Raw genomic sequence first — 21,715 nt, forward strand, 5'->3', positions numbered from 1 at the left:
ATTAGCGGTAAAGCCCATGCAAAACAATAGCTAGGATAAGTACAGCTTATGTTTGAAAGCCTTGGGGCAATGTCTCTGGACCTGCTGCGTGCCTTCGAGGCAGCGGCGCGTCTGCGCAGTTTTACCGCTGCCGCGATTGAACTGGGCACCACTCAGCCTGCGGTCAGTCAGCAGATCAAGCGCCTTGAGGAACAACTGGCTACGCGCCTGTTCGACCGGATCTACCGGGGCATTGAGCTGACCGAAGCCGGGGAAGTGCTATTCAGCCACGTTCAGGCTGGTTTGCAGTCCATGGACAGCGGCCTGATCGCCGTCACCGGTCACCATCAGCATGAGGTGTTGCAGGTGGCCACGGACTTCGCTTTCGCCGCCTATTGGCTGATGCCGCGCCTGCATCGCTTCCATAAGGCCAACCCGGACGTCGACGTCAGCCTGGTAACCAGTGAGCGCAGCCACAGCATGCTGCGCGCCGATATCGATGTGGCCGTGCTGTTCGGCGATGGTCGTTTCAAACAGGGCGAGAGCCGCTGGCTGTTCAGTGAAGAAGTGTTTCCGGTGTGCAGCCCGCAGTTGCTGGCCGGTCGCGAGCCGCCGCTGCCCACTGAGGTGCTGCGCGAGTTTCCGCTGCTGCACCTGCGTGGCGAAGGCAGCAGCAACTGGTTTGACTGGGCCGGTGTCTTCCGTGCCCTGAAAATCCCCCAGGCACCGGCGCCGGGGCAATTGCGCTTCGATAACTACACGCTGCTGATTCAGGCGGCGATTGCCGGAGAAGGCGTGGCTATCGGTTGGCGCCATCTGGTGGACAACCTGCTCGATCAGGGCCTGCTGTGCCGCCCGGTGGAGGCTACAGCGATTTCCGCCTACGGCTATTACGTGGTCCTGCCGCAGCGCAAGCGTCGGGTACAGATCGTCCAGCAGTTCGTCGACTGGCTGGCCAGTGAACAGTCACGTAGTGGCGATCTGCTGGGTGGGCGGCCTTTGCCATCGATTGCCGTGTGAATCTTGATCTGAGCCTGTGGATAAGTTGCGCAGGCAGGCACACTCATCTTTTTGCTGTTTTGGAGGGTTTCAGTAATGCCGGAAGTTCAGGGCTACCACGCCCACGTCTATTTCGACGCCGAGAGCCTCGACCAGGCGCGCACCTTGTGCGAGCAGGCGACGGAGCAGTTCGGCCTGAAGATGGGTCGCATCCATGAACGGCTGGTCGGGCCCCATGTGGACTGGAGCTGCCAGCTTGCCTTCAGTCATGAGCGCTTCGCCGATGTCATGCTGTGGTTGGCGCTCAATCGCAAAGGCCTGGTGATACTGATCCATCCCCTGACCGGCGATGACCTTGCCGACCACACCGAACATGCGATGTGGATGGGCGAGGTACGACCGCTGGATGTGGGAATGTTCAGGGTTTGAAAAGCTGGATCTGCACCGTTACGGTGGGACCGGCTTTAGCCGGGAAGGCTTTGGCAAGGACAATAGATACGCATTGTCAGCACCTGCCCCTTCCCGGCTGAAGCCGGTCCCACAGTGAGACGTAATCCAAAGTTAGTTGCGGATCAGTTCAATACACCCTGCAGAATCTCGTAGACGATTCCGGTGCCAATGGCGACCAGCACTACGTCGGTGCCGGTACGACGCCATTCGTAGCCGTCATAGCGCGGCAGATACTGCAGCGAACGTTGGTCCAGACGCTTGCCATAGCCCCGTGGCAGAGGGTGGCCTTTGACGATGTGGATATTCGGCGGCAACGGCTGACCGCGGCCGATTACGTCGCGATGTTCTTGAAAGGTGTGACGAACATCGTCGAAATTGTCAGGCGGACGATTGCCGCCGCGGTTATTGCCGTGGTCGTTGCCATGACCATTGCCTTGCGGACCCGGACCATGCTGCTGACCATGATTATCGTCACGGCCACGACCCTGATCGTGATCATCCGCATGAGTCAGCGGGCTGATGCTGATCATCAAGACGCCCAGCCCGGCGAGCAAACGGTTCGGCAATTTCATGGGTGTTACTCCTGGATAATTCAGAGCGACAAAAAAGGCCCAGGACAGAGGTCTTGAGCCTTTTTATGTCGTACCTGATTAGTACCAGTAATGGCCTAATGATTCCTTTGTATCAAAACATTTACCTTCAGCTGATACGGGCCTTGCGTACGCCTTCGGCCAGCGCGGCACACAGGCTTAGGACATCATCGATGGCCTTGTCCGGGGAGGCGGCGTTGGCGATCTTGTCCACCAGTGCCGAACCCACTACGACGCCGTCTGCCAGGCGGGCAATGGCAGCAGCCTGCTCCGGTGTGCGGATGCCGAAACCGACGCTGATCGGCAGCGAAGTATGGCGGCGCAGGCGAGCAATGGCTTCGGTGACGTGTTCGGTAGTTGCGGAGCCGGCACCGGTCACACCGGCGACCGAGACGTAATAGACGAAGCCGGAGCTGCGTTCCAGCACCGTCGGCAGACGTACGTCATCGGTGGTTGGCGTGGTCAGGCGGATAAAGTCGATGCCAGCAGCCTGGGCCGGGGTCGCCAGCTCGCCGTCGTGCTCGGGCGGAAGGTCAACGATGATCAAGCCATCGACGCCAGCTGCCTTGGCTTGCGCAACGAAGGCTTCAACGCCAAAACGATGGATCGGGTTGTAGTAACCCATCAACACGATAGGTGTGGTCTGGTTGTCGACGCGGAACTCGCGAACCATCTGCAGGGTTTTCGGCAGGGTCTGGCCGGCATCCAGGGCGCGCAGGGTCGCCAGCTGGATCGACACGCCATCGGCCATCGGATCGGTGAAAGGCATGCCCAGCTCGATCACGTCGGCGCCGGCAGCGGGCAGGCCCTTGAGGATTTTCAGGGAGGCGTCATAGCCAGGGTCGCCAGCGGTGACAAAGGTCACCAGCGCCGAACGGCCTTCGGTTTTCAGTTCGGCAAAACGTTGTTCGAGGCGGCTCATACCAGCTTCTCCTGAGTTTTTTCAGCGGCGGCCATGTGGTTCATGACGGTTTGCATGTCTTTGTCACCGCGGCCGGAGAGGCAGACCACCATCAGGTGATCGTCGCGCAGGTTGGTGGCGCGTTTCATGGCTTCGGCCAGGGCGTGAGCGGTTTCCAAGGCCGGGATGATGCCTTCCAGGCGGCAGCAGTCGTGGAACGCTTCCAAGGCTTCTTCGTCGGTGATGCTGACGTATTCGACGCGCTTCACTTCGTGCAGGTAGGCGTGTTCCGGGCCGATGCCAGGGTAGTCAAGGCCTGCGGAAATCGAGTGGGCGTCGGTGATCTGGCCGTCGGCATCTTGCAGCAAGTAGGTGCGATTACCGTGCAATACGCCGGGAACGCCGCCGTTCAGGCTGGCTGCGTGCTTGTCGGTATCAACGCCATGGCCACCGGCTTCAACGCCAATGATTTCAACGCTGGCATCGTCCAGGAACGGGTGGAACAGGCCCATGGCGTTGGAACCACCGCCGACGCAGGCAATCAGGCTGTCCGGCAGGCGGCCTTCCTTCTCTTGCATCTGCGCCTTGGTTTCCTTGCCGATGATGGCCTGGAAGTCGCGAACCATGGACGGGTAAGGGTGTGGACCGGCGACGGTGCCGATCAGGTAGAAGGTGTCGTCGACGTTGGTGACCCAGTCGCGCAGGGCTTCGTTCATCGCGTCTTTCAGGGTGCCGGTGCCCGAAGTCACAGGCACGATTTCAGCGCCCAGCAACTTCATGCGGAACACGTTGGCCTGTTGGCGCTCGATGTCAGTGGCGCCCATGTAGATCACGCAAGGCAAACCGAAGCGGGCGGCGACAGTGGCAGTGGCCACGCCGTGCATGCCGGCGCCGGTTTCGGCGATCAGGCGTTTCTTGCCCATGCGCAAGGCCAGCAGGACCTGGCCGATGCAGTTGTTGATCTTGTGCGCGCCGGTGTGGTTCAGCTCTTCGCGCTTGAAGTAGATCTTGGCGCCGCCGCAGAACTCGGTCAGGCGTTCGGCGAAGTACAGCGGGTTTGGGCGACCGATGTAGTCACGCTGGAAATAAGCCAGTTTCTCGTTGAATTCAGGATCAGCCTTGGCCGCTTCGTACTCGCGGTTCAGGTCGAGGACGAGGGGCATCAGGGTTTCGGCGACATAGCGGCCGCCAAACGAGCCAAACAAGCCGTTGGCGTCGGCGCCTTTGCTGAAATTGGTCTGGGTCATGGGACCTCCACGTTTGAAGTAATGGGTTTAGCCGATTTGGCAATGAAGCCACTTTAACCAGCGCATGTGACGAAGAAAATCGATAAGATCGGCGCAACCTGTCAGGAAAACTCACAGATACCATGAGCCGCGACCTTCCGCCCCTGAATGCCCTGCGCGCCTTTGAAGCCACCGCCCGTCTGAACAGCGTCAGTCAGGCAGCCGAGCAGCTGCACGTCACCCATGGTGCGGTCAGCCGGCAATTGAAAGTCCTTGAAGAACATTTGGGCCTGGCCCTGTTCAGCAAGGATGGGCGCGGCCTGAAACTCACAGATGCCGGTATCCGTCTGCGCGATGCCAGCGGTGAAGCCTTTGACCGGCTGCGCGCGGTGTGCGCCGAGTTGACGCATGACAGCGCCGATGCGCCCTTTGTGTTGGGCTGCTCGGGCAGTTTGCTGGCGCGCTGGTTCATCCCCCGGTTGGGGCGTCTGAATGCGGATTTACCGGACTTGCGCCTGCACTTGTCGGCGGGCGAAGGTGACCTCGATCCACGTCGGCCGGGTCTGGATGCCTTGCTGATATTCGCCGAGCCACCGTGGCCGGTGGATATGCAGGTGTTCGAGTTGGTCAGCGAGCGCATCGGCCCGGTGCTCAGCCCGCACTTCTCCGGCTTTGAGGCCCTGCAACAGGCCCCCGCCCAGGCATTGCTGGGTGAGAACCTGCTGCAAACCACCTCACGACCACAGGCCTGGCCCAGTTGGGCGCAACAGAATGGCATCGACCCCCAAGCCTTAAGCTACGGCCAAAAGTTCGAGCATCTGTATTACCTGCTTGAGGCCGCAACGGCGGGACTGGGCATCGCCATCGCCCCCGAGCCACTGGTGGCCGACGACCTGCGCGCCGGGCGCCTGGTTGCGCCCTGGGGCTTCAGTGAAACCCCGGCGCAACTGGCGCTTTGGGTACCCAAGCGCTCCGCAGATGGCCGTGCACGGCAATTGGCGCAGTGGCTAAAGGCGGAGCTTGGGGGATAGCCTGTAAGTGGTTCGAGCGACCTATTCGCGGATGAATCCGCTCCCACGGGCGGCGTTTTTCAAGGTAGTTGTCGCGTCGGCGGTGTTGCTATGCCACTTTCACGATCACGCTGAGCTCCCTTTCAGGATTTAGATAGACCGTTCCGATCGGACTCCAATTGCGTGTTTCAGCGGACCATCGTTCAGGCTTTTTCTCTCGGGCGAGTCGGTAAACATCATGACGGCGGGCAAGTATTTCCTTGTCCTTGCCGTCATGCCGCTGGGTCGGTGTGACGAAGCGGATTCGGCTATGGCGATGCACTGTGTTGTACCAAGTCATGAAGTCTCTGACCCAGGTACGCGCCTCGTCCAGGCCTCCAAACCCATTCACGGGCCATTGCGGACAATATTTCAACGTCCTGAACAGCGACTCCGAATAGGGGTTGTCGTTGCTGACGCGTGGCCGTCCCCGCGAAGGTGTTATTCCCAAATCGTGCATTTTGGACAGAAGCGTCACCGACTTCATGGGCGCTCCATTATCCGAGTGCAGCACCAACGGTTGGCGCCAGCACTGCTCCTGGGTCACGCTTCGTTGCAGTAACGCTGCTGCCTTTTCCCCGCTTTCTGCTTCGTAGACCTCCCAGCCCACGGCTTTGCGGCTGTAAATATCCTCAATCAGGTAGAGGTAGTAAAACTGCCCGCGAACCGGCGAGGGTAAGTAGGTGATGTCCCATGACCACACCTGATTGGCCGATGTTGCTGCATACGTCGTGGGGGTTGCACGGTGCTGTGGACGTTTGGCGCGCGAGCGATGCTGTTGCTGACCTGCTGTGTGCAACACCCGGTAAAAAGTAGCTTCCGAGGCCAGATAGCGTCCCTCATCAGCCAGCTGCGGCACGATCTGGCTCGGTGGCAGATGCGCATAAGCCTTGCTGCTGCACAGCGTCACGATACCTTGGCGCTCCAGCTCGCTGAGTGCATTACGGGGTGTTGGCCTGAGCGTCGTGGTGCGCCCATCGGCAAGGACTTCCAGCGGCAAGCTCCAGCGCTGCAAAGTTCTCAGGGAAATGCCGACTTCCTGACAAGCAGGCGCCCTTCGGGCGCCCGCGGTAATGGCTTCATTGAGCCAACTCACGAGTAAATACCGTTCTGGCAACAAGGTCAGCTGTCCTCGTCGTCGTTCCCCCAGTAGGCATTGAGCTTTTTTCGCAGTACCAACAAGGCTGCTGTTTCAGCCAGCGCCGCGTCTTTACGTCGCAACTCACGCTCCAGAACACGGATACGATTTTTATCCTCGCGCGCTTGTCCGACCTCTGCTCTTTTAGCGGTCGGCTGATTAGAGCTGTTGGTGATAAACGCGTTACGCCAGGCCGCAATTTGCTCGGGAAAAATTCCCTTGCGACGGCAGTACTCGCCCAGCTCCAGCTCAGACAGGGGCGATGTTTCGATGATCACCGTCAGTTTGGATTCGGCTGACCAATTCTCCGACGGTTGCTTGGTTTCGGACAATTGAGTTCCTTGCGCCGCAGCTTGTTTGCGCCATTGATAGAGAGAAACATCGCTGCACCCCTCACGCCGTGAGACCTCTTTTACAGAGAGACTCAGGGGCGGGAGCATCATTCTCAGCAGTGATGCTTTTCGTTCGGGTGAGTAGAAAGACATGACCATACTCTTGCCGCCCCCGGAATGCGTTTAAGAATTCGCAGAGGCGACAACTATCCTGACACCGGGGGCGGGTGTGAAGTGATCTCGTGGGAGCGAATTCATTCGCAAAAGGTGATCTCGCACATAATGATCAGTTAGCGCGCTTGCACAGCAGGTAAGCGGCCAGCAGGCCTACGGCACCAACAGCTACACCGGCCGTAGTCCAAGGGTGTTCCTGAGCGTAGTCACGGGTAGCAACGCCGGTTTCGCGGGTTTTCACTTTGACGTCTTCATAGACATCGCTGAGCAGGCCGCGCGAATGGCTCAGGGCGCGCTCGGCGTTGGCCTTCAGGCTTTTCAGGGTCTTATGGGACTCTTCCGAAGCGTCGTTTTTCAGGCTTTCCAGGGACTTGAGCAGGCTTTCGATTTCCGCTTCCATGCTTTGCAACGAGGCTTTACGAAGTGAGTTAAGAGCCATGGTGTTTCTCCTTCAGGGTGAGAGGGTGTGTTGTTTCCGACTACACCACTTCGCGAAAGTGCAACGCAGCTTTAGATCAAATATCTGAACTTCTCCCTGGAATTTGCCCACAGAGGTAAGGAGCGTCAGCGCTGCTACGCTCCTACTTACCCTTTAGGAGAACTGCCATGACTGATCACCACACCTACAAAAAAATCGAACTGGTTGGCTCGTCTACCACCACCATCGAAGACGCCATCAACAATGCTCTGGCCGAGGCGAGCAAAAGCCTCAAGCATCTGGAGTGGTTTGAAGTGACGGAAACACGTGGGCATATCGAAAATGGCAAGGTCCAGCACTACCAAGTGACCCTGAAAGTCGGTTTTCGCATCGCCAATAGCTAAAAGCTGAACTTTTACACTGGCTGATTGCCACAACCTTTGACAAATACGTCGACATGGCTAATGTTTGCGGGCGATTTCCCCTTTGCGAAATCGCCTGTTTCAGCCTGATCAGGGAGTTTGACCGATGAAGAAGTTACTGTTGGCAGTGGGTCTGTTGAGTCTTGCCGGTGGCGCCATGGCGGCAGGCAAGCCTTGCGATGAGTTGAAGGCTGATCTGGACGCGAAACTGCAGGCGAAAGGCGTCAAATCCTATTCGCTGGAAGTGGTCGACAAAGGTGCTGCGGGCGACAAGAAGGTTGTTGGCTCGTGCGACGCAGGCACCAAAGAGATCGTCTACAAGCGCGGTTGATTGGCTGGCCTGTTTTAAAAAAACCGACCCTCTCAGGCGTCGGTTTTTTTATTTTGGAGTTTCGGTCGATTGAGCCGTGATAAATCCGTAGGACCGGCTTCAGCCGGGAGGGCGATCTCGCGGCTCTCGCGGCTAAAGCCGCTCCTACGGGTCTGGCTCAGCCCTTGGCGACCTGAGCCAGAATCTCATACGAACGCAACCGATCGGCATGCTCGTACATGTCGCAGGTAAAGATCAGCTCGTCAGCGTCGGTCTGCTCCAGCAATACATCGAGCTTGGCGCGGATTTTTTCCGGGCCGCCGACCATCGCCAGTCCCAGGAAACTCGCCACTGCTTCGCGCTCATGGGGCAGCCACAGGCCGTCCATGGTTTTGACCGGCGCGCGCTGCATCAGGCTTTGCCCGCGCATCAGGGCGAGGATGCGTTGGTACACCGAGGTCGCCAGGTATTCGGCCTGCTCGTCGGTATCGGCTGCCACCAAAGGCACGCCGAGCATGACGTACGGTTTGTCGAGCACGGCCGATGGCTGGAAGTGGTTGCGATAGACGCGAATCGCCTCATGCATGTAGCGCGGTGCGAAGTGCGAGGCGAAGGCGTAGGGCAAGCCGCGCATGCCCGCCAGCTGCGCGCTGAACAGGCTCGAGCCGAGCAGCCAGATCGGCACTTCGGTCCCTGTGCCCGGTACGGCGATTACTTTTTGCTCAGGTTTGCGCGGGCCCAAGTACTCCATCAGCTCGGTGACATCGTCCGGAAAATCATCGGCGCTGCCCGAACGCTCACGGCGCAGCGCGCGGGCGGTCATCTGGTCGGAGCCGGGCGCTCGGCCCAGGCCCAGGTCGATGCGGCCAGGATAGAGGCTGGCCAGGGTGCCGAACTGTTCGGCGATGACCAGTGGCGCATGGTTGGGCAGCATGATTCCGCCGGCGCCAACGCGAATGGTCGAGGTGCCGCCTGCCAGATAACCCAGCAAGACCGCAGTCGCCGAGCTGGCGATGCCGTCCATATTGTGGTGTTCGGCGACCCAGAAGCGCTCGAAGCCCAGTTTTTCAACGTGGCGAGCCAGATCCAGAGAGTTGTGCAGGGACTGGGCAGTGCCTTTGTCCTGGCGCACGGGCACCAGGTCGAGGGTGGAAATCTTCACATCGGCTAAACGTTTCATAGGCCGCAACATATCCTCGTTAGAGTGGTGCGCAGGCCGGTCTGGTACATTGGCCAGTCTTTACGCACAGAATTAGCTTTAGTGTGTATGGGCGAGCGGTAGGATTTCAATGGCTACGTGAAAAATATCCTACGAATTTAGTAGGATTTACCAATCGTTGAACTTTTCAAAGCCGTCTATCCTCAGAACCTTCATACCCGAACGAAACCTCACACCTAAGTCAGGAGACACCATGAGCATTGTCAAGAAAGCGTCCGCCCACTGGGCAGGTGACCTGAAGTCCGGTATCGGCAGCATCTCCACTGAAACCGGCGTGCTGCGTGAAGCGCCTTACGGCTTCAAGGCCCGCTTCGAAGGCGGCAAGGGCACCAATCCGGAAGAGCTGATCGGCGCGGCCCATGCCGGCTGCTTCTCCATGGCGCTGTCGATGATTCTGGGTGGCGAAAATCTCGTCGCTGATAGCATCGATACGCAGGCCGAAGTGACCCTGGATCAGGTCGATGGCGGCTTTTCCATCACTAAGGTGCACTTGATCCTCAAGGCCAAGGTGCCGGGCGCGACTCAGGAGCAGTTCGAGAAGCTGACCGGCATGGCCAAGGCCGGTTGCCCGGTATCGAAAGTGCTGAACGCAGAAATCACCCTGGACGCCACGCTGCTGAGCTGATTGCAGCCGCGTTGCACCGATGACCTGCCCGGCCCGTCTGGGCAGGTCATTTTTTTATGCTTAGCCAAGGAGTCGAGCATGAAACGTATTTTGTTGGCCATTGCCTGTTCTGCGTTGTGTACCGCGGCCCTGGCGGCACCCAAGCCGTGCGAAGAGCTCAAGACTGAGATCGAAGCGAAGATTCAGGCGGCGAACGTCAATGCCTACACCCTGGAGATTGTCAGCAATGACGATGTGCACGATCAGAATATGGTCGTAGGCAGCTGTGAAAACGGCACGAAGAAGATCATCTACCAGAAGAACGATCGCTGATCAGATGCAGTGAATATCACCTTCCCGGGCCACTTCCCGGCGCTCGGCGTCGTACAGCCGCGCGGTGATGTCATTGGCGATATGGCGCACCTCAAGCTTGTAGTGCTCGCCTGCGGCAAAATGGTCGTAGCGCACGTCGATATAGCAGGTCAGCTCGCTGTATAGGTCCATGGAGATACCCAGGCCACCGGCCTGATACTCGTAGTCATAGCGCACCTTCAGCAAATGGCTGCCGGGCGGCATCTGGAAATAACGCCCATCGTAGGTGGTCTTGCCATCGAGCTTATCGGCCATCACCAGTTTGCCGGTAAAGGTATGCATATCGACCCAGGCCTGTTGCGGATCGACCGCAGGCAGCGGCCCGGCACAGCCAGCCAAAGTGGCGGCGCAGGCAAGGATTACGAGTGGATAGCGCATCATGGGTCCCCAGGCTGAACGAACTGCCGATGATAGTTGCATTTGAGCCGAGGCGTGCGGCATAACGGACGACGTTTTTCACCTCTGGGCTGCATATGCCGAGACTCAATGTATTACGCCCCGTACTGATGCTGGCGGCGGTATTGCTCAGCGGTTGTTCGAGCCTTTCTTACTACAGCCAATTGGTCGATGGCCAACTCAGCCTGTTGCACGCTCGCGAGCCGGTGACCGACGTGATTGCTGACCCTGGCCGTGACCCGAAACTGCGCGAGCGCCTGCGTCACGCCCAGGCTGCGCGGGATTTTGCCAGTCGCACGCTGCACCTGCCGGACAACCGCAGCTATCGACTGTATGCCGATATCCACCGGCCCTTTGTGGTCTGGAATGTCTTCGCCACCGATGAATTTTCCCTGTCCCCTGTCACCCATTGCTTCCCGATTGCCGGTTGCGTGGCTTATCGCGGCTATTACAGCCAGGGCGGCGCTCGGGGCGATGCGGCGTTGCAGCGCCAGGCGGGCAAGGATGTCTATGTCAGCGGGGTCGAAGCCTACTCGACCCTGGGCTGGTTCGATGATCCGATCCTCAGTTCCATGTCTGGCTGGGGCGATGAACGCCTGTCCACGCTGATCTTCCATGAGCTGGCGCATCAGCGGTTTTATGTGAAGGACGACACCGAGTTCAACGAATCCTACGCCAACTTCGTCGAGCAGGAAGGCACCCGCCAATGGCGCACCGCCCAAGGCCTGCCGCCGGAAAGCCAGAGCCAGGCCCGGCAGCGCGAGCAGTTCATTCAGTTGGTGCTGGATACCCGCGAACGTCTGAAAGCCCTGTACGCCCTGCCCTTGCCAGCCGCCGAAATGCGCACGCGCAAGGCCGCCGAATTCGAGCGGCTGCGCCGTGATTACCGGCAGATGAGCGATAGCCAGTGGGGCGGCGACAAGCGTTACGATGCCTGGATCAACGCGCCGCTGAACAACGCCAAGCTGCTGCCGTTCGGGCTCTATGACCAATGGGTACCGGCATTTGCGGCGGTGTTCAAGCAGGTGAACGGCGATTGGCCGGCGTTTTTCAGCGCGGTCGAAAAACTGGGGCATTTACCCATTGAAGAGCGCAAGGCGGCGCTGCAAAAGCTGATGCCCTGATTTTTCTGTTGGAGCCGGGCTTGCCCGCGAATGTGGCGTGGGGTGTATCAGGTACACCGCGCTATATCCTTCGCGGGCAAGCCTCGCTCCCACAAAATCTCATTCCAATCCAAATAGGCGCTGCACAAACGCAACTCTCGTGGGAGCGTGGCTTGCCCGCGAAGAGGCCGGTGCAACCGCCACATCTTCTACGGCTGAAAAACCGCATTCGCAGGCAAGCCTTGCTCCCACGGTGATCGAATTCAACCCATCAGCGATGCATAAACGCCTCGCGCAAATCCGCCATCGTCTCAAAATGATACGTCGGCGCCTGCCCCGCCAGCTCTTCGTAACTGCCAAACCCATACCCCACTGCCGCCACGTCCAGCCCGTTGCGCGTGCCACCAATCAAGTCGTGTTTGCGATCGCCGATCATCAGGGTCTGCGCTGGGTCCAGGCCCTCTTCGGCCAATAGATGGGCGATCAGCTCGACCTTGTCGGTGCGGGTGCCGTCCAGTTCGCTGCCGTAGATCACCTTGAAATAGCGGGCGAAGTCAAAATGCCGGGCGATTTCCCGGGCGAACTCCCAAGGCTTCGAGGTGGCGATATACAGGGTGCGGTCCTGCCCGGCCAGGGTGTCGAGCAGTTCGAAAACGCCGTCGAACACACGGTTTTCATATAGTCCGGTGACTTTGAAGCGTTCGCGGTAGAAGTTCACGGCTTGCCAGGCCTTGGCCTCGTCGAAACCGTAGAACTGCATGAAGGCCTGCAATAATGGCGGGCCTATAAAGTGTTCCAGGCGAGTAATGTCCGGCTCGTCGATCCCCAGGCGTGCCAGGGCGAACTGGATCGAGCGGGTAATGCCTTCGCGCGGGTCGGTCAGGGTGCCATCGAGGTCGAACAGAATTGTTGGGTAATGCATGGGGTATCCGTTGGCAGGTTCAGGGAGGTCAGGCGCGGTCGTAGCCTTCGACCAGGTGCTGATCCTTGAGTTTTACGTAGTTGGCGGCGCTGTAGGGGAAGAAGGCGATTTCCTTTTCGGTCAGGGCGCGTACCTGTTTGACCGGGCGGCCGACGTAGAGAAAGCCGCTTTCCAGCACCTTGCCCGGCGGTACCAGGCTGCCTGCACCAATGATCACTTCGTCCTCGACCACGGCGCCGTCCATGATGGTGGTGCCCATGCCGATCAGGATGCGGTTGCCGACGGTGCAGCCGTGGAGCATGGCTTTGTGGCCGATGGTCACGTCGTCGCCGATCAGCAGCGGGAAACCGTCCGGGTTGAACGGCCCGGCGTGGGTGATGTGCAGCACGCTGCCGTCCTGCACGCTGGTGCGCGCGCCGATGCGGATGCGGTGCATGTCGCCACGGACCACGGTCAGCGGCCAGATCGAGCTGTCGGCGCCTATTTCGACGTCGCCGATAACCACTGCCGTCGAATCGACAAAGGCCCGTTCGCCAAGGGCGGGAGTGTGTTGCTGGAACGTGCGGATGGCCACGATAGGCTCCTTCTTTGCTCGCGATAGTCGCGGGATCGGGGTCTGCTTGCTGCGGTGAGCGCCGATTGTAATTAAGATGCGAGGGTGTTTCTTCCAGCCAAGGTGCAAAACCGTGAGCGCGAACAACCCTCTTTTGCAATCGTACGACCTGCCAGCCTTTTCGGCGATCCGTGCCGAGCATGTAAAACCTGCCATCGACCAGATTCTCGCTGACAACCGCGTGGCCATTGCCGATATCCTCGCCAAGCAGGGCAAGGCCCCGACCTGGGCCGGCCTGGTGTTGGCCATGGACGAACTCAATGCGCGCCTGGGCGATGCCTGGAGCCCGGTCAGCCACCTCAACGCCGTGTGCAATAGCGCCGAGCTGCGTGAAGCCTATGAGTCCTGCCTGCCGGGCCTGAGCGCCTACTCCACGGAGCTGGGCCAGAACCGTGAGCTGTTCCAGGCTTATGAAGCGCTGGCCAACAGCCCGGAAGCCGCCGGTTTCGACGTGGCGCAGAAAACCATTCTCGAACATTCCCTGCGTGATTTCCGCCTGTCGGGTATCGATTTGCCGCCCGAGCAGCAAAAGCGCTACGCCGAAGTGCAGAGCAAGCTGTCGGAACTGGGCAGCCAGTTCTCCAACCAGTTGCTGGACGCGACTCAGGCCTGGACCAAACTGGTTACCGATGAATCGGCCCTGGCCGGTCTGACCGAGTCCGCCAAGCAGCAAATGGCTGCGGCGGCCAAGGCCAAGGATCTCGAAGGCTTCCTGATCACGCTGGAATTCCCGAGCTACTACGCGGTAATGACCTACGCCGAAGACCGCGCCCTGCGCGAAGAAGTGTATGCCGCCTACTGCACACGTTCTTCCGATCAGGGCCCGAACGCCGGTCAAAACGACAACGGCCCGGTGATGGAGCAGATCCTCGACCTGCGTCAGGAACTGGCCAAGCTGCTGGGCTTTGCCAGCTTCTCCGAGCTGAGCCTGGCGACCAAAATGGCTGAGTCCAGCGATCAGGTGCTGACTTTCCTGCGTGACCTGGCCAAGCGCAGCAAGCCGTTTGCCGCCAAGGACCTGCAACAGCTGCGCGCCTATGCCGCCGAACACGGCTGCCCGGACCTGCAGAGCTGGGACAGCGGTTTCTACGGCGAAAAACTGCGCGAGCAGCGCTACAGCGTTTCCCAGGAAGCCCTGCGCGCCTACTTCCCCATCGACAAAGTGCTGACCGGGCTGTTTGCCATCGTGCAGCGCCTGTACGGCATCGAAATCGTCGAGCAGAAGGGTTTTGATACCTGGCACCCGGATGTGCGCCTGTTCGAGATCAGCGAGAACGGCCAGCACGTCGGCCGCTTCTTCTTCGACCTCTATGCCCGTGCCAACAAGCGCGGCGGTGCCTGGATGGATGGCGCCCGCGATCGTCGCCGCACCGTTGACGGCCGCCTGCAAAACCCGGTGGCCAACCTGGTCTGCAACTTCACCCCGGCCGTGGGCGGCAAGCCTGCGCTGCTGACCCACGATGAAGTCACCACCCTGTTCCACGAGTTTGGCCATGGTCTGCACCACCTGCTGACCCGCATCGAACACGTCGGTGTTTCGGGGATCAACGGCGTGGCCTGGGATGCGGTCGAGCTGCCAAGCCAGTTCATGGAAAACTGGTGCTGGGAGCCGGAAGGCTTGGCGCTGATTTCCGGTCACTACGAGACCGGTGCTGCCCTGCCTCAGGACCTGTTGGAAAAAATGCTTGCCGCCAAGAACTTCCAGTCCGGCCTGATGATGGTTCGCCAACTGGAGTTCTCGCTGTTCGACTTCGAATTGCACGCCACTCACGGTGATGGCCGCAGCGTTGCCCAAGTGCTTGAAGGCGTGCGCGACGAAGTGTCGGTCATGCGTCCACCGGCCTATAACCGTTTCCCCAACAGCTTCGCGCATATTTTCGCGGGCGGTTACGCGGCGGGCTACTACAGCTACAAGTGGGCCGAGGTGCTGTCGGCCGATGCCTTCTCGCGTTTCGAAGAAGACGGCGTGCTCAATGCCGACACCGGCCGCGCATTCCGTGAGGCGATTCTGGCCCGTGGCGGCTCTCAGGCGCCGATGGTGCTGTTCGTCGATTTCCGCGGACGCGAACCCTCGATTGACGCACTCTTGCGCCATTCAGGCCTGAGCGAGGAAGCGGCAGCATGACCGATACACCGGTAATCGTGACCAAGAAGCGCTTTATCGCCGGGGCTGTCTGCCCGGCGTGCAGCGAACCCGACAAGCTGATGATGTGGAGCGAAAACGACGTGCCGCACCGTGAGTGCGTCGCCTGCGGTTACAGCGACACGCTCAACGCCGATGGCAACTCAGTGCCCAAGGAATTGGGCACGCGGGTCAATAAGCCAGTGGTGAAACCGGCTGATCCGAAGGTGCAGGGCGTGCAGTTTTTCCCCAATCCGAAGCTGAAAAAGCCGGTTGATCCGAGCTGATCACCCGGTTTTGATTTGCAATGCGCTCTTGTAGGAGCTGCCGAAGGCTGCGATAGCGGTGTGTCAGATAGAACCAGTCGCAGCCCTCGCCTTTCATCTTGTAGGACTGGTCATCGCGAATGCTTTCTCTATACTGTACAAATAACCAGTATAGAGAGGCGTCCCCATGTCTATTGCTCTCCCGCCTCGCGGTCGCGGCACGGCGACCAATCCGCATAATCGCTTCGCGCCCAACCGCTCGGTGGCCGAGGACGACGGCTGGTATCAGGAAGTACCGATGACTCAGGGTACTCAGGTCACCACCGAGACCGCCAAGAGCATCATTACCCGCAACAGCTCGCCGGATATTCCTTTCGACCGTTCCATCAATCCTTATCGCGGCTGCGAACATGGCTGTATCTACTGCTATGCGCGCCCTTCTCACGCCTATTGGGATATGTCGCCGGGGCTGGATTTCGAAACCAAGCTGATCGCCAAGACCAACGCCGCCGCGCTGCTCGAGCAACAGCTGTCCAAACCCGGCTATACGGTGGCGCCGATTACCCTGGGCGCCAATACCGATCCGTACCAGCCCATCGAGCGCGAGTACAAAATCACCCGCGCCACGCTTGAAGTGCTGCTGCGTTACCGGCATCCGGTGAGCATCATCACCAAGGGTTCGCTGATCCTGCGTGATCTGGATCTGCTGGCCGAGCTGGCCAGGCAGCGTTTGGTTTCGGTCTACATCAGCCTGACGACCCTGGACGATGAACTCAAACGCATCCTCGAGCCCCGTGCAGCGGCGCCCAAGGCCCGGTTGCGGGCGATCCGAGTGTTGCGCGATGCCGGGGTGCCTGTGGGTGTGATCTGCGCGCCGATGATCCCGATGATCAACGACAACGAGCTGGAAAGCCTGCTCAACGAAGCCCATGCCGCCGGTGCGCTGAGTGCCAGCTACGTCATGCTGCGCCTGCCCCTGGAAGTGGCACCGCTGTTTGAAGAGTGGTTGCAAGCGCATTACCCGCAACGGGCCGATCACGTCATGAGCCTGGTGCGGCAAAGCCGCGGCGGGCAGGTCTACGACAGCCGTTTCGGCTCGCGCATGCGCGGCGAAGGGCCGTTTGCCGATCTGCTGGCCCAGCGCTATGCAGTGGCGATCAAGCGCCTGGGACTGAATCAGCGGCGCGGCTTCAGCCTGGATTGCACGGCGTTCTGCCCGCCGGGTGGGCAGATGTCGTTGTTGTAGTTTTCTTGGCGAGTGAGGGTCTGTAGGAGCTGCCGAAGGCTGCGATGGGGGGCTGCCTGATGTACCGATTTCGCAGCCTTCGGCAGCTCCTACAGATCCATCTTGACCGCCCAGTGGTCGACTACATTCAGTTTCAATTAAGCTTTGCAGACTAGTCTGTCACTTGAAGTGGTCTGTGGATGTCACAGAAAACGGAATTTTCTGACATGAAAAAAAGAAAACCACTTCGAGATAAAGCAATAATCCACATCAATCCGTCAGAGAGGATGAGACATGAGCGACATGGATAAACAGACGTTGGCTGCATCGGCGCCAGCAGCAGACAGCCCCGAGGCAGCCTTGCAACACATCGTTGATGGCTTCAAGCACTTCCGCAAGGAGGTCTTTCCGGAGCAAGAAGAGCTATTCAAGAAGCTCGCGACCGCGCAAAACCCCCGCGCCATGTTCATCACCTGCGCCGACTCGCGCATCGTCCCTGAACTGATTACCCACAGCTCCCCCGGCGATCTGTTCGTCACGCGTAACGTCGGCAACGTCGTGCCGCCGTATGGCCAGATGAACGGCGGTGTTTCCACCGCGATCGAATACGCGGTGCTGGCTCTGGGTGTACAGCACATCATCATCTGCGGTCACTCTGACTGTGGCGCCATGCGCGCCGTACTCAACCCCGACTCCCTGGAAAAAATGCCGACGGTCAGGGCCTGGCTGCGCCATGCCGAAGTCGCGCGCACGGTGGTCGAGGACAACTGCCATTGCAGCGGTGAAAAAGAAACCATGCATGTGCTGACCCAGGAAAACGTCATCGCCCAGTTGCAGCATTTGCGCACCCATCCTTCGGTGGCCTCGAAGATCGCCAACGGCCAACTGTTCATCCATGGCTGGGTCTACAGCATCGAGACCAGCGAAATCCTGGCCTACGACGCCGAGCAGGACACGTTCCTGCCGCTTGATGGCAGCTCGCACATACCCGTGGCGACACCCAAGTCACGTTTCTAGCCGCGTGAGCTGATCACGACTAACGGTCGAATCCTTCTTTAAGCCCGACGCTGCGCCTTGGATGCGCGGCAGGGCTTTGCCATGTCTGAAGAAAAACCCGGAGAGTCGTCATGGGTGCTAAAGAACTGAAATCGTTGTTGCCACGGGAGCTGCTGGCGTCCGTGGTGGTCTTTCTGGTCGCCCTGCCCTTGTGCATGGGCATCGCCATTGCTTCAGGCATGCCGCCTGCAAAAGGCTTGGTCACCGGTATTATCGGCGGCCTGGTAGTGGGCTGGCTGGCGGGATCGCCGTTGCAGGTCAGCGGCCCGGCTGCGGGGCTGGCGGTGCTGGTCTTCGAGTTGGTACGCGAGCACGGCATGGCCATGCTCGGGCCGATCCTGCTGCTGGCGGGTTTGCTGCAAGTACTGGCCGGGCGTTTCAAGCTCGGCTGCTGGTTCCGGGTCACGGCGCCAGCAGTGGTCTACGGCATGCTGGCCGGGATTGGCGTGCTGATCGTGCTGTCACAGCTGCATGTGATGTTTGACAGCGGGCCGCAGCCCTCGGGGCTGGATAACCTGATCGCCTTCCCTGCGACTCTGCTTGGCGCCTTCGGCCCCGGCAGTGCCCTGTACGCCGGGCTGTTGGGGCTGGGCACTATCCTGATCATGTGGGCTTGGGAAAAGCGCCGCCCGCAAGCCTTGCGCTTCGTGCCGGGGGCCTTGCTCGGTGTCGGCGCGGCGACCGCTGCCAGTCTGCTGCTGGCGCTGCCGGTCAAGCGCGTCGAGGTGCCTGCCAACCTGGCCGAAGCCATCGACTGGCTGCGCCCGGCGGATCTGCTCAACCTGGCGGAGCCGGCCATTCTGGTCGCCGCCTTTGCCGTGGCCTTTATCGCCAGTGCTGAAACCCTGTTGTCGGCGGCAGCGGTGGACCGCATGCACAACGGCGTGCGCTCTGACTTCGACAAGGAGCTCAGCGCCCAGGGTGTGGGCAATATGCTCTGCGGTCTGGTGGGTGCGCTGCCGATGACCGGGGTGATCGTGCGCAGCTCGGCCAACGTGCAGGCCGGTGCCAAGACCCGGATGTCAGCGATGTTCCATGGCCTGTGGCTGCTGGCCTTCGTGTTGCTATTGTCCAGTGTGCTGCAGAGCATTCCAGTGGCGAGCCTGGCGGGGGTGTTGGTCTACACCGGCCTCAAGCTGGTGGACCTGAAAGCCTTTCGCGGCCTGGGTCGCTACGGACGCATGCCGATGTTCACCTATGCGGCGACGGCCATCGCGATTGTTTCTACGGACCTGCTGACCGGTGTGTTGATCGGTTTTGCCCTGACCCTGGTCAAGCTGGCTTTCAAGGCGGCGCGCCTGAAAATCAGTCTGGTCGAGCTGCAGCCGCAAGGTGAGATGGAGTTGCGTCTGATCGGTGCCGCGACCTTCCTCAAAGTGCCGGCCCTGACCCAGGCCTTGAACAGCATTCCCAAGGGCAGCACAGTGCATGTGCCGTTGAATAACCTGAGTTATATCGACCACTCGTGCCTGGAGTTGCTGGAAGAGTGGGGGCGCGCGAATGCGGCGCAAGGTTCGCGGTTGATCATTGAGTCGCGGGGCTTGAAGCGTCGATTGGAAGGGCGTGTGCGCACAACGGTGGGAATGGGTAGCGCGGCATCGTAGAAAAATAGTGCCCGCAGTTACCTGCGGGCAATACACAACAAGGGTTTCAGCCCTTGCCTTGTTCCATTTCCAGGCCAATGCCCAGTTGCCGTGACAGGCTCGGCCAACGCTTCCAGGCAGCCTCGGTATCGGGGCTAGCAAGGCGGTCGCGATAGGCTTCCACGGATTCCAGGGCAAAGCTGTCGTCGTCAAGCATGCCGTCTACTGCATGATGCACGGCCTCATCCAGCTGGTTGGCGAACGCTTCGCCGATCAGTTGATGAGCGATCACGCTGGCAACCGTCGTATTGGACGGAATCAGCGGCTGACCGAAATGCTTGATGTACAGATCGTTCACTTCCTCCACCAGACGATGGGCCAGATAGGCTTCGTCCAGGAGGCTGTCGAGTCCTTCGTGGCCTTCCATGATGGCCGGAGGAGCGGTGAAAAAGTGCTCGGCAATCTTCAGTACCGGCTTGATCTGCCCTTCGATACCAGCTTCGACGGCCACTTCATGGGCAGCGTCCAGCAGGTCCGGGACCAGATCGATATAGGCGGTGACAAAGCGGGTCAGTACGTCCCGTGCATCGACTTCGGGTAAATGAATGGCTGGGTGCAGGTGTGGCAGTTGGACTTCCAGTTGCTTTACCAGTTGGCCAGTTGCGGCCTCGTGCTGATGGGCACGTTGTATCTGCTCGCGCAAAGCGGCGGTGTTCATGCAGTCTCCTGAAAACGGTAAAACCAGGCTGTTATTGATGGGAAGTCATACGTTAGCTCGCTTAAGCGAATTGCTAAGACGTATTTGTCATAACGGCGTCACCTTTATGTGTGTTCACGACTAAAAACCCCTGTTTTTATGGGATTTGCCATTTTTTCCATGGTAACGGGTAGGGGAACGACCGGACTTCGGGTGATTTGCGCGCCTTGCACGCGGCAGGTGCTGTCTATACTGCGACCTGTAAGGAAGATGGCTGATATCCAATTGCCTCCCTGCTCAAGCAGGTTTGGCGTGGATCGGAGTATCTTGTGACAGCCAGCTCCCTTGTCCGCAGGTCATCACTTGCGGGAGACAAGAAAAACAGGGGAGCCCCGCAATGATGCGACATCCACACGCCTGGATGGGCCTGTTGTCGTGGTCGTTATCCGGTGAGGCGCTGGCCGCATGGACGACGAACATGGCGCCGGGAGCGACGCAAGTCAGCCAGGCCGTATTCGACCTGCACATGACCATCTTCTGGATCTGTGTCGTGATTGGCCTGATCGTCTTCGTGGCGATGTTCTGGTCGATGATCGTGCACCGTCGTTCAACCGGCCAGGTTGCCGCCCGCTTTCATGAAAGCACCACGGTCGAGATTCTCTGGACCGTCATTCCCCTGCTGATCCTTATTGCCATGGCCGTGCCGGCCACGCGCACGCTTATCCATATGTACGACAACAGTGAGTCGGATCTCGATATCCAAATCACCGGCTACCAATGGAAGTGGCATTACAAATACCTGGGCCAGGACGTCGAGTTCTTCAGCAACCTGGCTACCCCCGCCGAGCAGATTCATAACCAGCAAGCCAAGGGCGAGCATTATTTGCTGGAAGTGGACGAGCCGCTGGTGGTGCCGGTGGGGGTGAAGATCCGCTTTCTGGTCACCGCCGCCGACGTGATCCACTCCTGGTGGGTGCCGGCCTTTGCGGTCAAACGCGACGCCATTCCCGGCTTCATCAACGAAGCCTGGACCCGCATCGACAAGCCCGGCATCTACCGTGGCCAGTGCTCTGAGCTGTGCGGCAAGGATCATGGCTTCATGCCCATCGTCGTCGATGCCCGTCCCCAGGCCGATTACGAGGCCTGGCTGGCTGGACGAAAGGCCGAAAGCGCCAAGCTCAGGGAGCTGACCAGCAAGGACTGGACCCGGGAAGAGCTGGTGGAGCGCGGCGACAAGGTCTATCACACCACCTGCGTGGCCTGTCATCAGGCCGAGGGCCAGGGCATGCCGCCGTTATTTCCGGCGCTCAAGGGCTCCAAGGTTGCCACCGGGCCGGTGGAAGAACACCTCAAGACTGTATTCAACGGTCGTCCCGGCACGGCAATGGCTGCGTTTGGCAAGCAACTTTCGGAAGTCGATATCGCCGCTGTGGTGACCTACGAGCGCAATGCCTGGGGCAATAACAAGGGCGATATGGTCACGCCAAAAGACGTGCTGGCCCTCAAGCAGGCGCAGAGCAAATGACCAGAACAATCACACTCACTGTGG

At 59.7% G+C, this 21,715-nt stretch carries 24 protein-coding genes; 14 read left to right on the forward strand and 10 right to left on the reverse strand.

Translation table 11 applies throughout. The annotated features are described in order from the left end of the window. The first annotated feature begins 48 nt into the window (after positions 1-48). Both AC1Z24_RS00140 and AC1Z24_RS00145 read left to right on the forward strand, forming a co-directional pair. Positions 49-999 (forward strand): choline sulfate utilization transcriptional regulator, encoded by a 951-nt coding sequence (locus AC1Z24_RS00140; RefSeq protein WP_483744106.1) that lies wholly within the window; start codon positions 49-51, stop codon positions 997-999. Positions 1,000-1,074: 75 nt separating this feature from the next. Further along, complete coding sequence (locus AC1Z24_RS00145; RefSeq protein WP_483744107.1) at positions 1,075-1,407, forward strand: DOPA 4,5-dioxygenase family protein; 333 nt, start codon at positions 1,075-1,077, stop codon at positions 1,405-1,407. Between the two features lie 143 nt (positions 1,408-1,550). Here the strand turns inward: AC1Z24_RS00145 and AC1Z24_RS00150 are convergent, their stop codons facing one another. The 3 genes from AC1Z24_RS00150 to trpB form a co-directional block, all read right to left on the reverse strand. Further along, the gene (locus AC1Z24_RS00150) at positions 1,551-2,000 is read right to left on the reverse strand and encodes an RcnB family protein (protein ID WP_259101071.1); all 450 of its coding nucleotides are present in this window, start codon (positions 1,998-2,000) and stop codon (positions 1,551-1,553) included. Positions 2,001-2,127: 127 nt separating this feature from the next. Then, the gene (gene trpA, locus AC1Z24_RS00155) at positions 2,128-2,940 is read right to left on the reverse strand and encodes a tryptophan synthase subunit alpha (protein ID WP_483744108.1); all 813 of its coding nucleotides are present in this window, start codon (positions 2,938-2,940) and stop codon (positions 2,128-2,130) included. Continuing rightward, entirely contained in the window at positions 2,937-4,166 is a 1,230-nt protein-coding gene (trpB, locus tag AC1Z24_RS00160) for a tryptophan synthase subunit beta (RefSeq protein ID WP_259101074.1), read from the reverse strand. The genes trpA and trpB overlap by 4 nt, the downstream gene beginning before the upstream one ends. Before the next feature lie 122 nt (positions 4,167-4,288). Between trpB and AC1Z24_RS00165 the strand changes: the two genes are divergently transcribed. Next, positions 4,289-5,176 carry a LysR family transcriptional regulator gene (locus AC1Z24_RS00165; RefSeq protein WP_483744109.1) on the forward strand — a complete coding sequence of 296 codons (888 nt, stop codon included), beginning with the start codon at positions 4,289-4,291 and terminating at the stop codon, positions 5,174-5,176. Positions 5,177-5,264: 88 nt separating this feature from the next. Here AC1Z24_RS00165 and AC1Z24_RS00170 read toward each other — a convergent pair. Next, positions 5,265-6,817 (reverse strand): IS3 family transposase gene (locus AC1Z24_RS00170; RefSeq protein ID WP_483742864.1). Its coding sequence is split into 2 segments (ribosomal slippage): positions 5,265-6,355 and positions 6,355-6,817, totalling 1,554 coding nucleotides; the frame shifts between segments, so codons are not numbered across the junction. A gap of 133 nt (positions 6,818-6,950) precedes the next feature. Then, a complete protein-coding gene (locus AC1Z24_RS00175; RefSeq protein WP_259101077.1) occupies positions 6,951-7,277 on the reverse strand; it encodes an ElaB/YgaM/YqjD family protein in 327 nt (108 codons plus the stop codon). Positions 7,278-7,444: 167 nt separating this feature from the next. Here AC1Z24_RS00175 and AC1Z24_RS00180 point away from each other — a divergent pair, with 167 nt between their 5' ends. Beyond that, positions 7,445-7,660, forward strand: a complete 216-nt coding sequence (locus tag AC1Z24_RS00180; protein ID WP_413298172.1) for a dodecin — start codon at positions 7,445-7,447, stop codon at positions 7,658-7,660. Between the two features lie 124 nt (positions 7,661-7,784). After that, entirely contained in the window at positions 7,785-8,009 is a 225-nt protein-coding gene (locus tag AC1Z24_RS00185; protein ID WP_483744110.1) for a DUF1161 domain-containing protein, read from the forward strand. 157 nt (positions 8,010-8,166) lie between these two features. Here AC1Z24_RS00185 and AC1Z24_RS00190 read toward each other — a convergent pair whose 3' ends face one another. After that, positions 8,167-9,168: an LLM class flavin-dependent oxidoreductase gene (locus AC1Z24_RS00190; protein WP_483744111.1), complete on the reverse strand. Its 1,002-nt coding sequence runs from the start codon at positions 9,166-9,168 to the stop codon at positions 8,167-8,169. Between the two features lie 232 nt (positions 9,169-9,400). Here AC1Z24_RS00190 and AC1Z24_RS00195 point away from each other — a divergent pair, with 232 nt between their 5' ends. Both AC1Z24_RS00195 and AC1Z24_RS00200 read left to right on the forward strand, forming a co-directional pair. Beyond that, positions 9,401-9,832 carry an OsmC family protein gene (locus AC1Z24_RS00195; RefSeq protein WP_483744112.1) on the forward strand — a complete coding sequence of 144 codons (432 nt, stop codon included), beginning with the start codon at positions 9,401-9,403 and terminating at the stop codon, positions 9,830-9,832. 78 nt (positions 9,833-9,910) lie between these two features. Next, positions 9,911-10,144 carry a DUF1161 domain-containing protein gene (locus tag AC1Z24_RS00200; protein WP_259101082.1) on the forward strand — a complete coding sequence of 78 codons (234 nt, stop codon included), beginning with the start codon at positions 9,911-9,913 and terminating at the stop codon, positions 10,142-10,144. Here the strand turns inward: AC1Z24_RS00200 and AC1Z24_RS00205 are convergent, their stop codons facing one another. After that, positions 10,145-10,561 (reverse strand): PA0061/PA0062 family lipoprotein, encoded by a 417-nt coding sequence (locus AC1Z24_RS00205; protein ID WP_483744113.1) that lies wholly within the window; start codon positions 10,559-10,561, stop codon positions 10,145-10,147. A gap of 95 nt (positions 10,562-10,656) precedes the next feature. Here AC1Z24_RS00205 and AC1Z24_RS00210 point away from each other — a divergent pair, with 95 nt between their 5' ends. Continuing rightward, a complete protein-coding gene (locus AC1Z24_RS00210; protein ID WP_483744114.1) occupies positions 10,657-11,703 on the forward strand; it encodes an aminopeptidase in 1,047 nt (348 codons plus the stop codon). Between the two features lie 250 nt (positions 11,704-11,953). Here the strand turns inward: AC1Z24_RS00210 and AC1Z24_RS00215 are convergent, their stop codons facing one another. Further along, on the reverse strand, positions 11,954-12,604 hold the full coding sequence (locus AC1Z24_RS00215; RefSeq protein ID WP_483744115.1) for an HAD family hydrolase: 651 nt from the start codon (positions 12,602-12,604) through the stop codon (positions 11,954-11,956). A 28-nt stretch (positions 12,605-12,632) separates the two neighbouring features. After that, entirely contained in the window at positions 12,633-13,178 is a 546-nt protein-coding gene (locus AC1Z24_RS00220; RefSeq protein ID WP_483744116.1) for a gamma carbonic anhydrase family protein, read from the reverse strand. Between the two features lie 76 nt (positions 13,179-13,254). Between AC1Z24_RS00220 and prlC the strand changes: the two genes are divergently transcribed. The 5 genes from prlC to AC1Z24_RS00245 all read left to right on the forward strand — a co-directional run bounded on the left by prlC (position 13,255) and on the right by AC1Z24_RS00245 (position 19,490). After that, positions 13,255-15,342 (forward strand): oligopeptidase A, encoded by a 2,088-nt coding sequence (gene prlC, locus AC1Z24_RS00225; RefSeq protein ID WP_483744117.1) that lies wholly within the window; start codon positions 13,255-13,257, stop codon positions 15,340-15,342. Continuing rightward, a complete protein-coding gene (locus AC1Z24_RS00230; RefSeq protein WP_483744118.1) occupies positions 15,339-15,626 on the forward strand; it encodes a YheV family putative zinc ribbon protein in 288 nt (95 codons plus the stop codon). The genes prlC and AC1Z24_RS00230 overlap by 4 nt, the downstream gene beginning before the upstream one ends. A 166-nt stretch (positions 15,627-15,792) precedes the next feature. Beyond that, complete coding sequence (locus AC1Z24_RS00235; protein WP_483744119.1) at positions 15,793-16,851, forward strand: PA0069 family radical SAM protein; 1,059 nt, start codon at positions 15,793-15,795, stop codon at positions 16,849-16,851. A 282-nt stretch (positions 16,852-17,133) separates the two neighbouring features. Next, complete coding sequence (locus AC1Z24_RS00240) at positions 17,134-17,847, forward strand: carbonic anhydrase (protein WP_409033893.1); 714 nt, start codon at positions 17,134-17,136, stop codon at positions 17,845-17,847. Positions 17,848-17,957: 110 nt separating this feature from the next. Then, entirely contained in the window at positions 17,958-19,490 is a 1,533-nt protein-coding gene (locus AC1Z24_RS00245; protein WP_483744120.1) for a SulP family inorganic anion transporter, read from the forward strand. A 46-nt stretch (positions 19,491-19,536) separates the two neighbouring features. On the opposite strand, the gene AC1Z24_RS00250 is transcribed toward AC1Z24_RS00245, so the two are convergent. After that, positions 19,537-20,187, reverse strand: a complete 651-nt coding sequence (locus tag AC1Z24_RS00250; RefSeq protein WP_483744121.1) for a hypothetical protein — start codon at positions 20,185-20,187, stop codon at positions 19,537-19,539. Positions 20,188-20,563: 376 nt separating this feature from the next. On the opposite strand from AC1Z24_RS00250, the gene coxB reads away from it, so the two are divergent. Beyond that, a complete protein-coding gene (coxB, locus tag AC1Z24_RS00255; RefSeq protein ID WP_483744122.1) occupies positions 20,564-21,691 on the forward strand; it encodes a cytochrome c oxidase subunit II in 1,128 nt (375 codons plus the stop codon). The last annotated feature ends 24 nt before the right edge of the window (positions 21,692-21,715 follow it).

It is taken from the genome of Pseudomonas sp. JL23, from assembly GCF_056933585.1.

Excerpts from the sequence above, each read along its gene's own strand:
- AC1Z24_RS00140 (WP_483744106.1), top strand. The coding sequence starts at position 49 with ATGTTTGAAAGCCTTGGGGCAATGTCTCTGGACCTGCTGCGTGCCTTC.
- AC1Z24_RS00145 (WP_483744107.1), top strand. The coding sequence starts at position 1,075 with ATGCCGGAAGTTCAGGGCTACCACGCCCACGTCTATTTCGACGCCGAG.
- AC1Z24_RS00150 (WP_259101071.1), bottom strand. The coding sequence starts at position 2,000 with ATGAAATTGCCGAACCGTTTGCTCGCCGGGCTGGGCGTCTTGATGATC.
- trpA (WP_483744108.1), bottom strand. The coding sequence starts at position 2,940 with ATGAGCCGCCTCGAACAACGTTTTGCCGAACTGAAAACCGAAGGCCGT.
- trpB (WP_259101074.1), bottom strand. The coding sequence starts at position 4,166 with ATGACCCAGACCAATTTCAGCAAAGGCGCCGACGCCAACGGCTTGTTT.
- AC1Z24_RS00165 (WP_483744109.1), top strand. The coding sequence starts at position 4,289 with ATGAGCCGCGACCTTCCGCCCCTGAATGCCCTGCGCGCCTTTGAAGCC.
- AC1Z24_RS00175 (WP_259101077.1), bottom strand. The coding sequence starts at position 7,277 with ATGGCTCTTAACTCACTTCGTAAAGCCTCGTTGCAAAGCATGGAAGCG.
- AC1Z24_RS00180 (WP_413298172.1), top strand. The coding sequence starts at position 7,445 with ATGACTGATCACCACACCTACAAAAAAATCGAACTGGTTGGCTCGTCT.
- AC1Z24_RS00185 (WP_483744110.1), top strand. The coding sequence starts at position 7,785 with ATGAAGAAGTTACTGTTGGCAGTGGGTCTGTTGAGTCTTGCCGGTGGC.
- AC1Z24_RS00190 (WP_483744111.1), bottom strand. The coding sequence starts at position 9,168 with ATGAAACGTTTAGCCGATGTGAAGATTTCCACCCTCGACCTGGTGCCC.
- AC1Z24_RS00195 (WP_483744112.1), top strand. The coding sequence starts at position 9,401 with ATGAGCATTGTCAAGAAAGCGTCCGCCCACTGGGCAGGTGACCTGAAG.
- AC1Z24_RS00200 (WP_259101082.1), top strand. The coding sequence starts at position 9,911 with ATGAAACGTATTTTGTTGGCCATTGCCTGTTCTGCGTTGTGTACCGCG.
- AC1Z24_RS00205 (WP_483744113.1), bottom strand. The coding sequence starts at position 10,561 with ATGCGCTATCCACTCGTAATCCTTGCCTGCGCCGCCACTTTGGCTGGC.
- AC1Z24_RS00210 (WP_483744114.1), top strand. The coding sequence starts at position 10,657 with ATGCCGAGACTCAATGTATTACGCCCCGTACTGATGCTGGCGGCGGTA.
- AC1Z24_RS00215 (WP_483744115.1), bottom strand. The coding sequence starts at position 12,604 with ATGCATTACCCAACAATTCTGTTCGACCTCGATGGCACCCTGACCGAC.
- prlC (WP_483744117.1), top strand. The coding sequence starts at position 13,255 with ATGCGAGGGTGTTTCTTCCAGCCAAGGTGCAAAACCGTGAGCGCGAAC.
- AC1Z24_RS00230 (WP_483744118.1), top strand. The coding sequence starts at position 15,339 with ATGACCGATACACCGGTAATCGTGACCAAGAAGCGCTTTATCGCCGGG.
- AC1Z24_RS00235 (WP_483744119.1), top strand. The coding sequence starts at position 15,793 with ATGTCTATTGCTCTCCCGCCTCGCGGTCGCGGCACGGCGACCAATCCG.
- AC1Z24_RS00240 (WP_409033893.1), top strand. The coding sequence starts at position 17,134 with ATGGATAAACAGACGTTGGCTGCATCGGCGCCAGCAGCAGACAGCCCC.
- AC1Z24_RS00245 (WP_483744120.1), top strand. The coding sequence starts at position 17,958 with ATGGGTGCTAAAGAACTGAAATCGTTGTTGCCACGGGAGCTGCTGGCG.
- AC1Z24_RS00250 (WP_483744121.1), bottom strand. The coding sequence starts at position 20,187 with ATGAACACCGCCGCTTTGCGCGAGCAGATACAACGTGCCCATCAGCAC.
- coxB (WP_483744122.1), top strand. The coding sequence starts at position 20,564 with ATGATGCGACATCCACACGCCTGGATGGGCCTGTTGTCGTGGTCGTTA.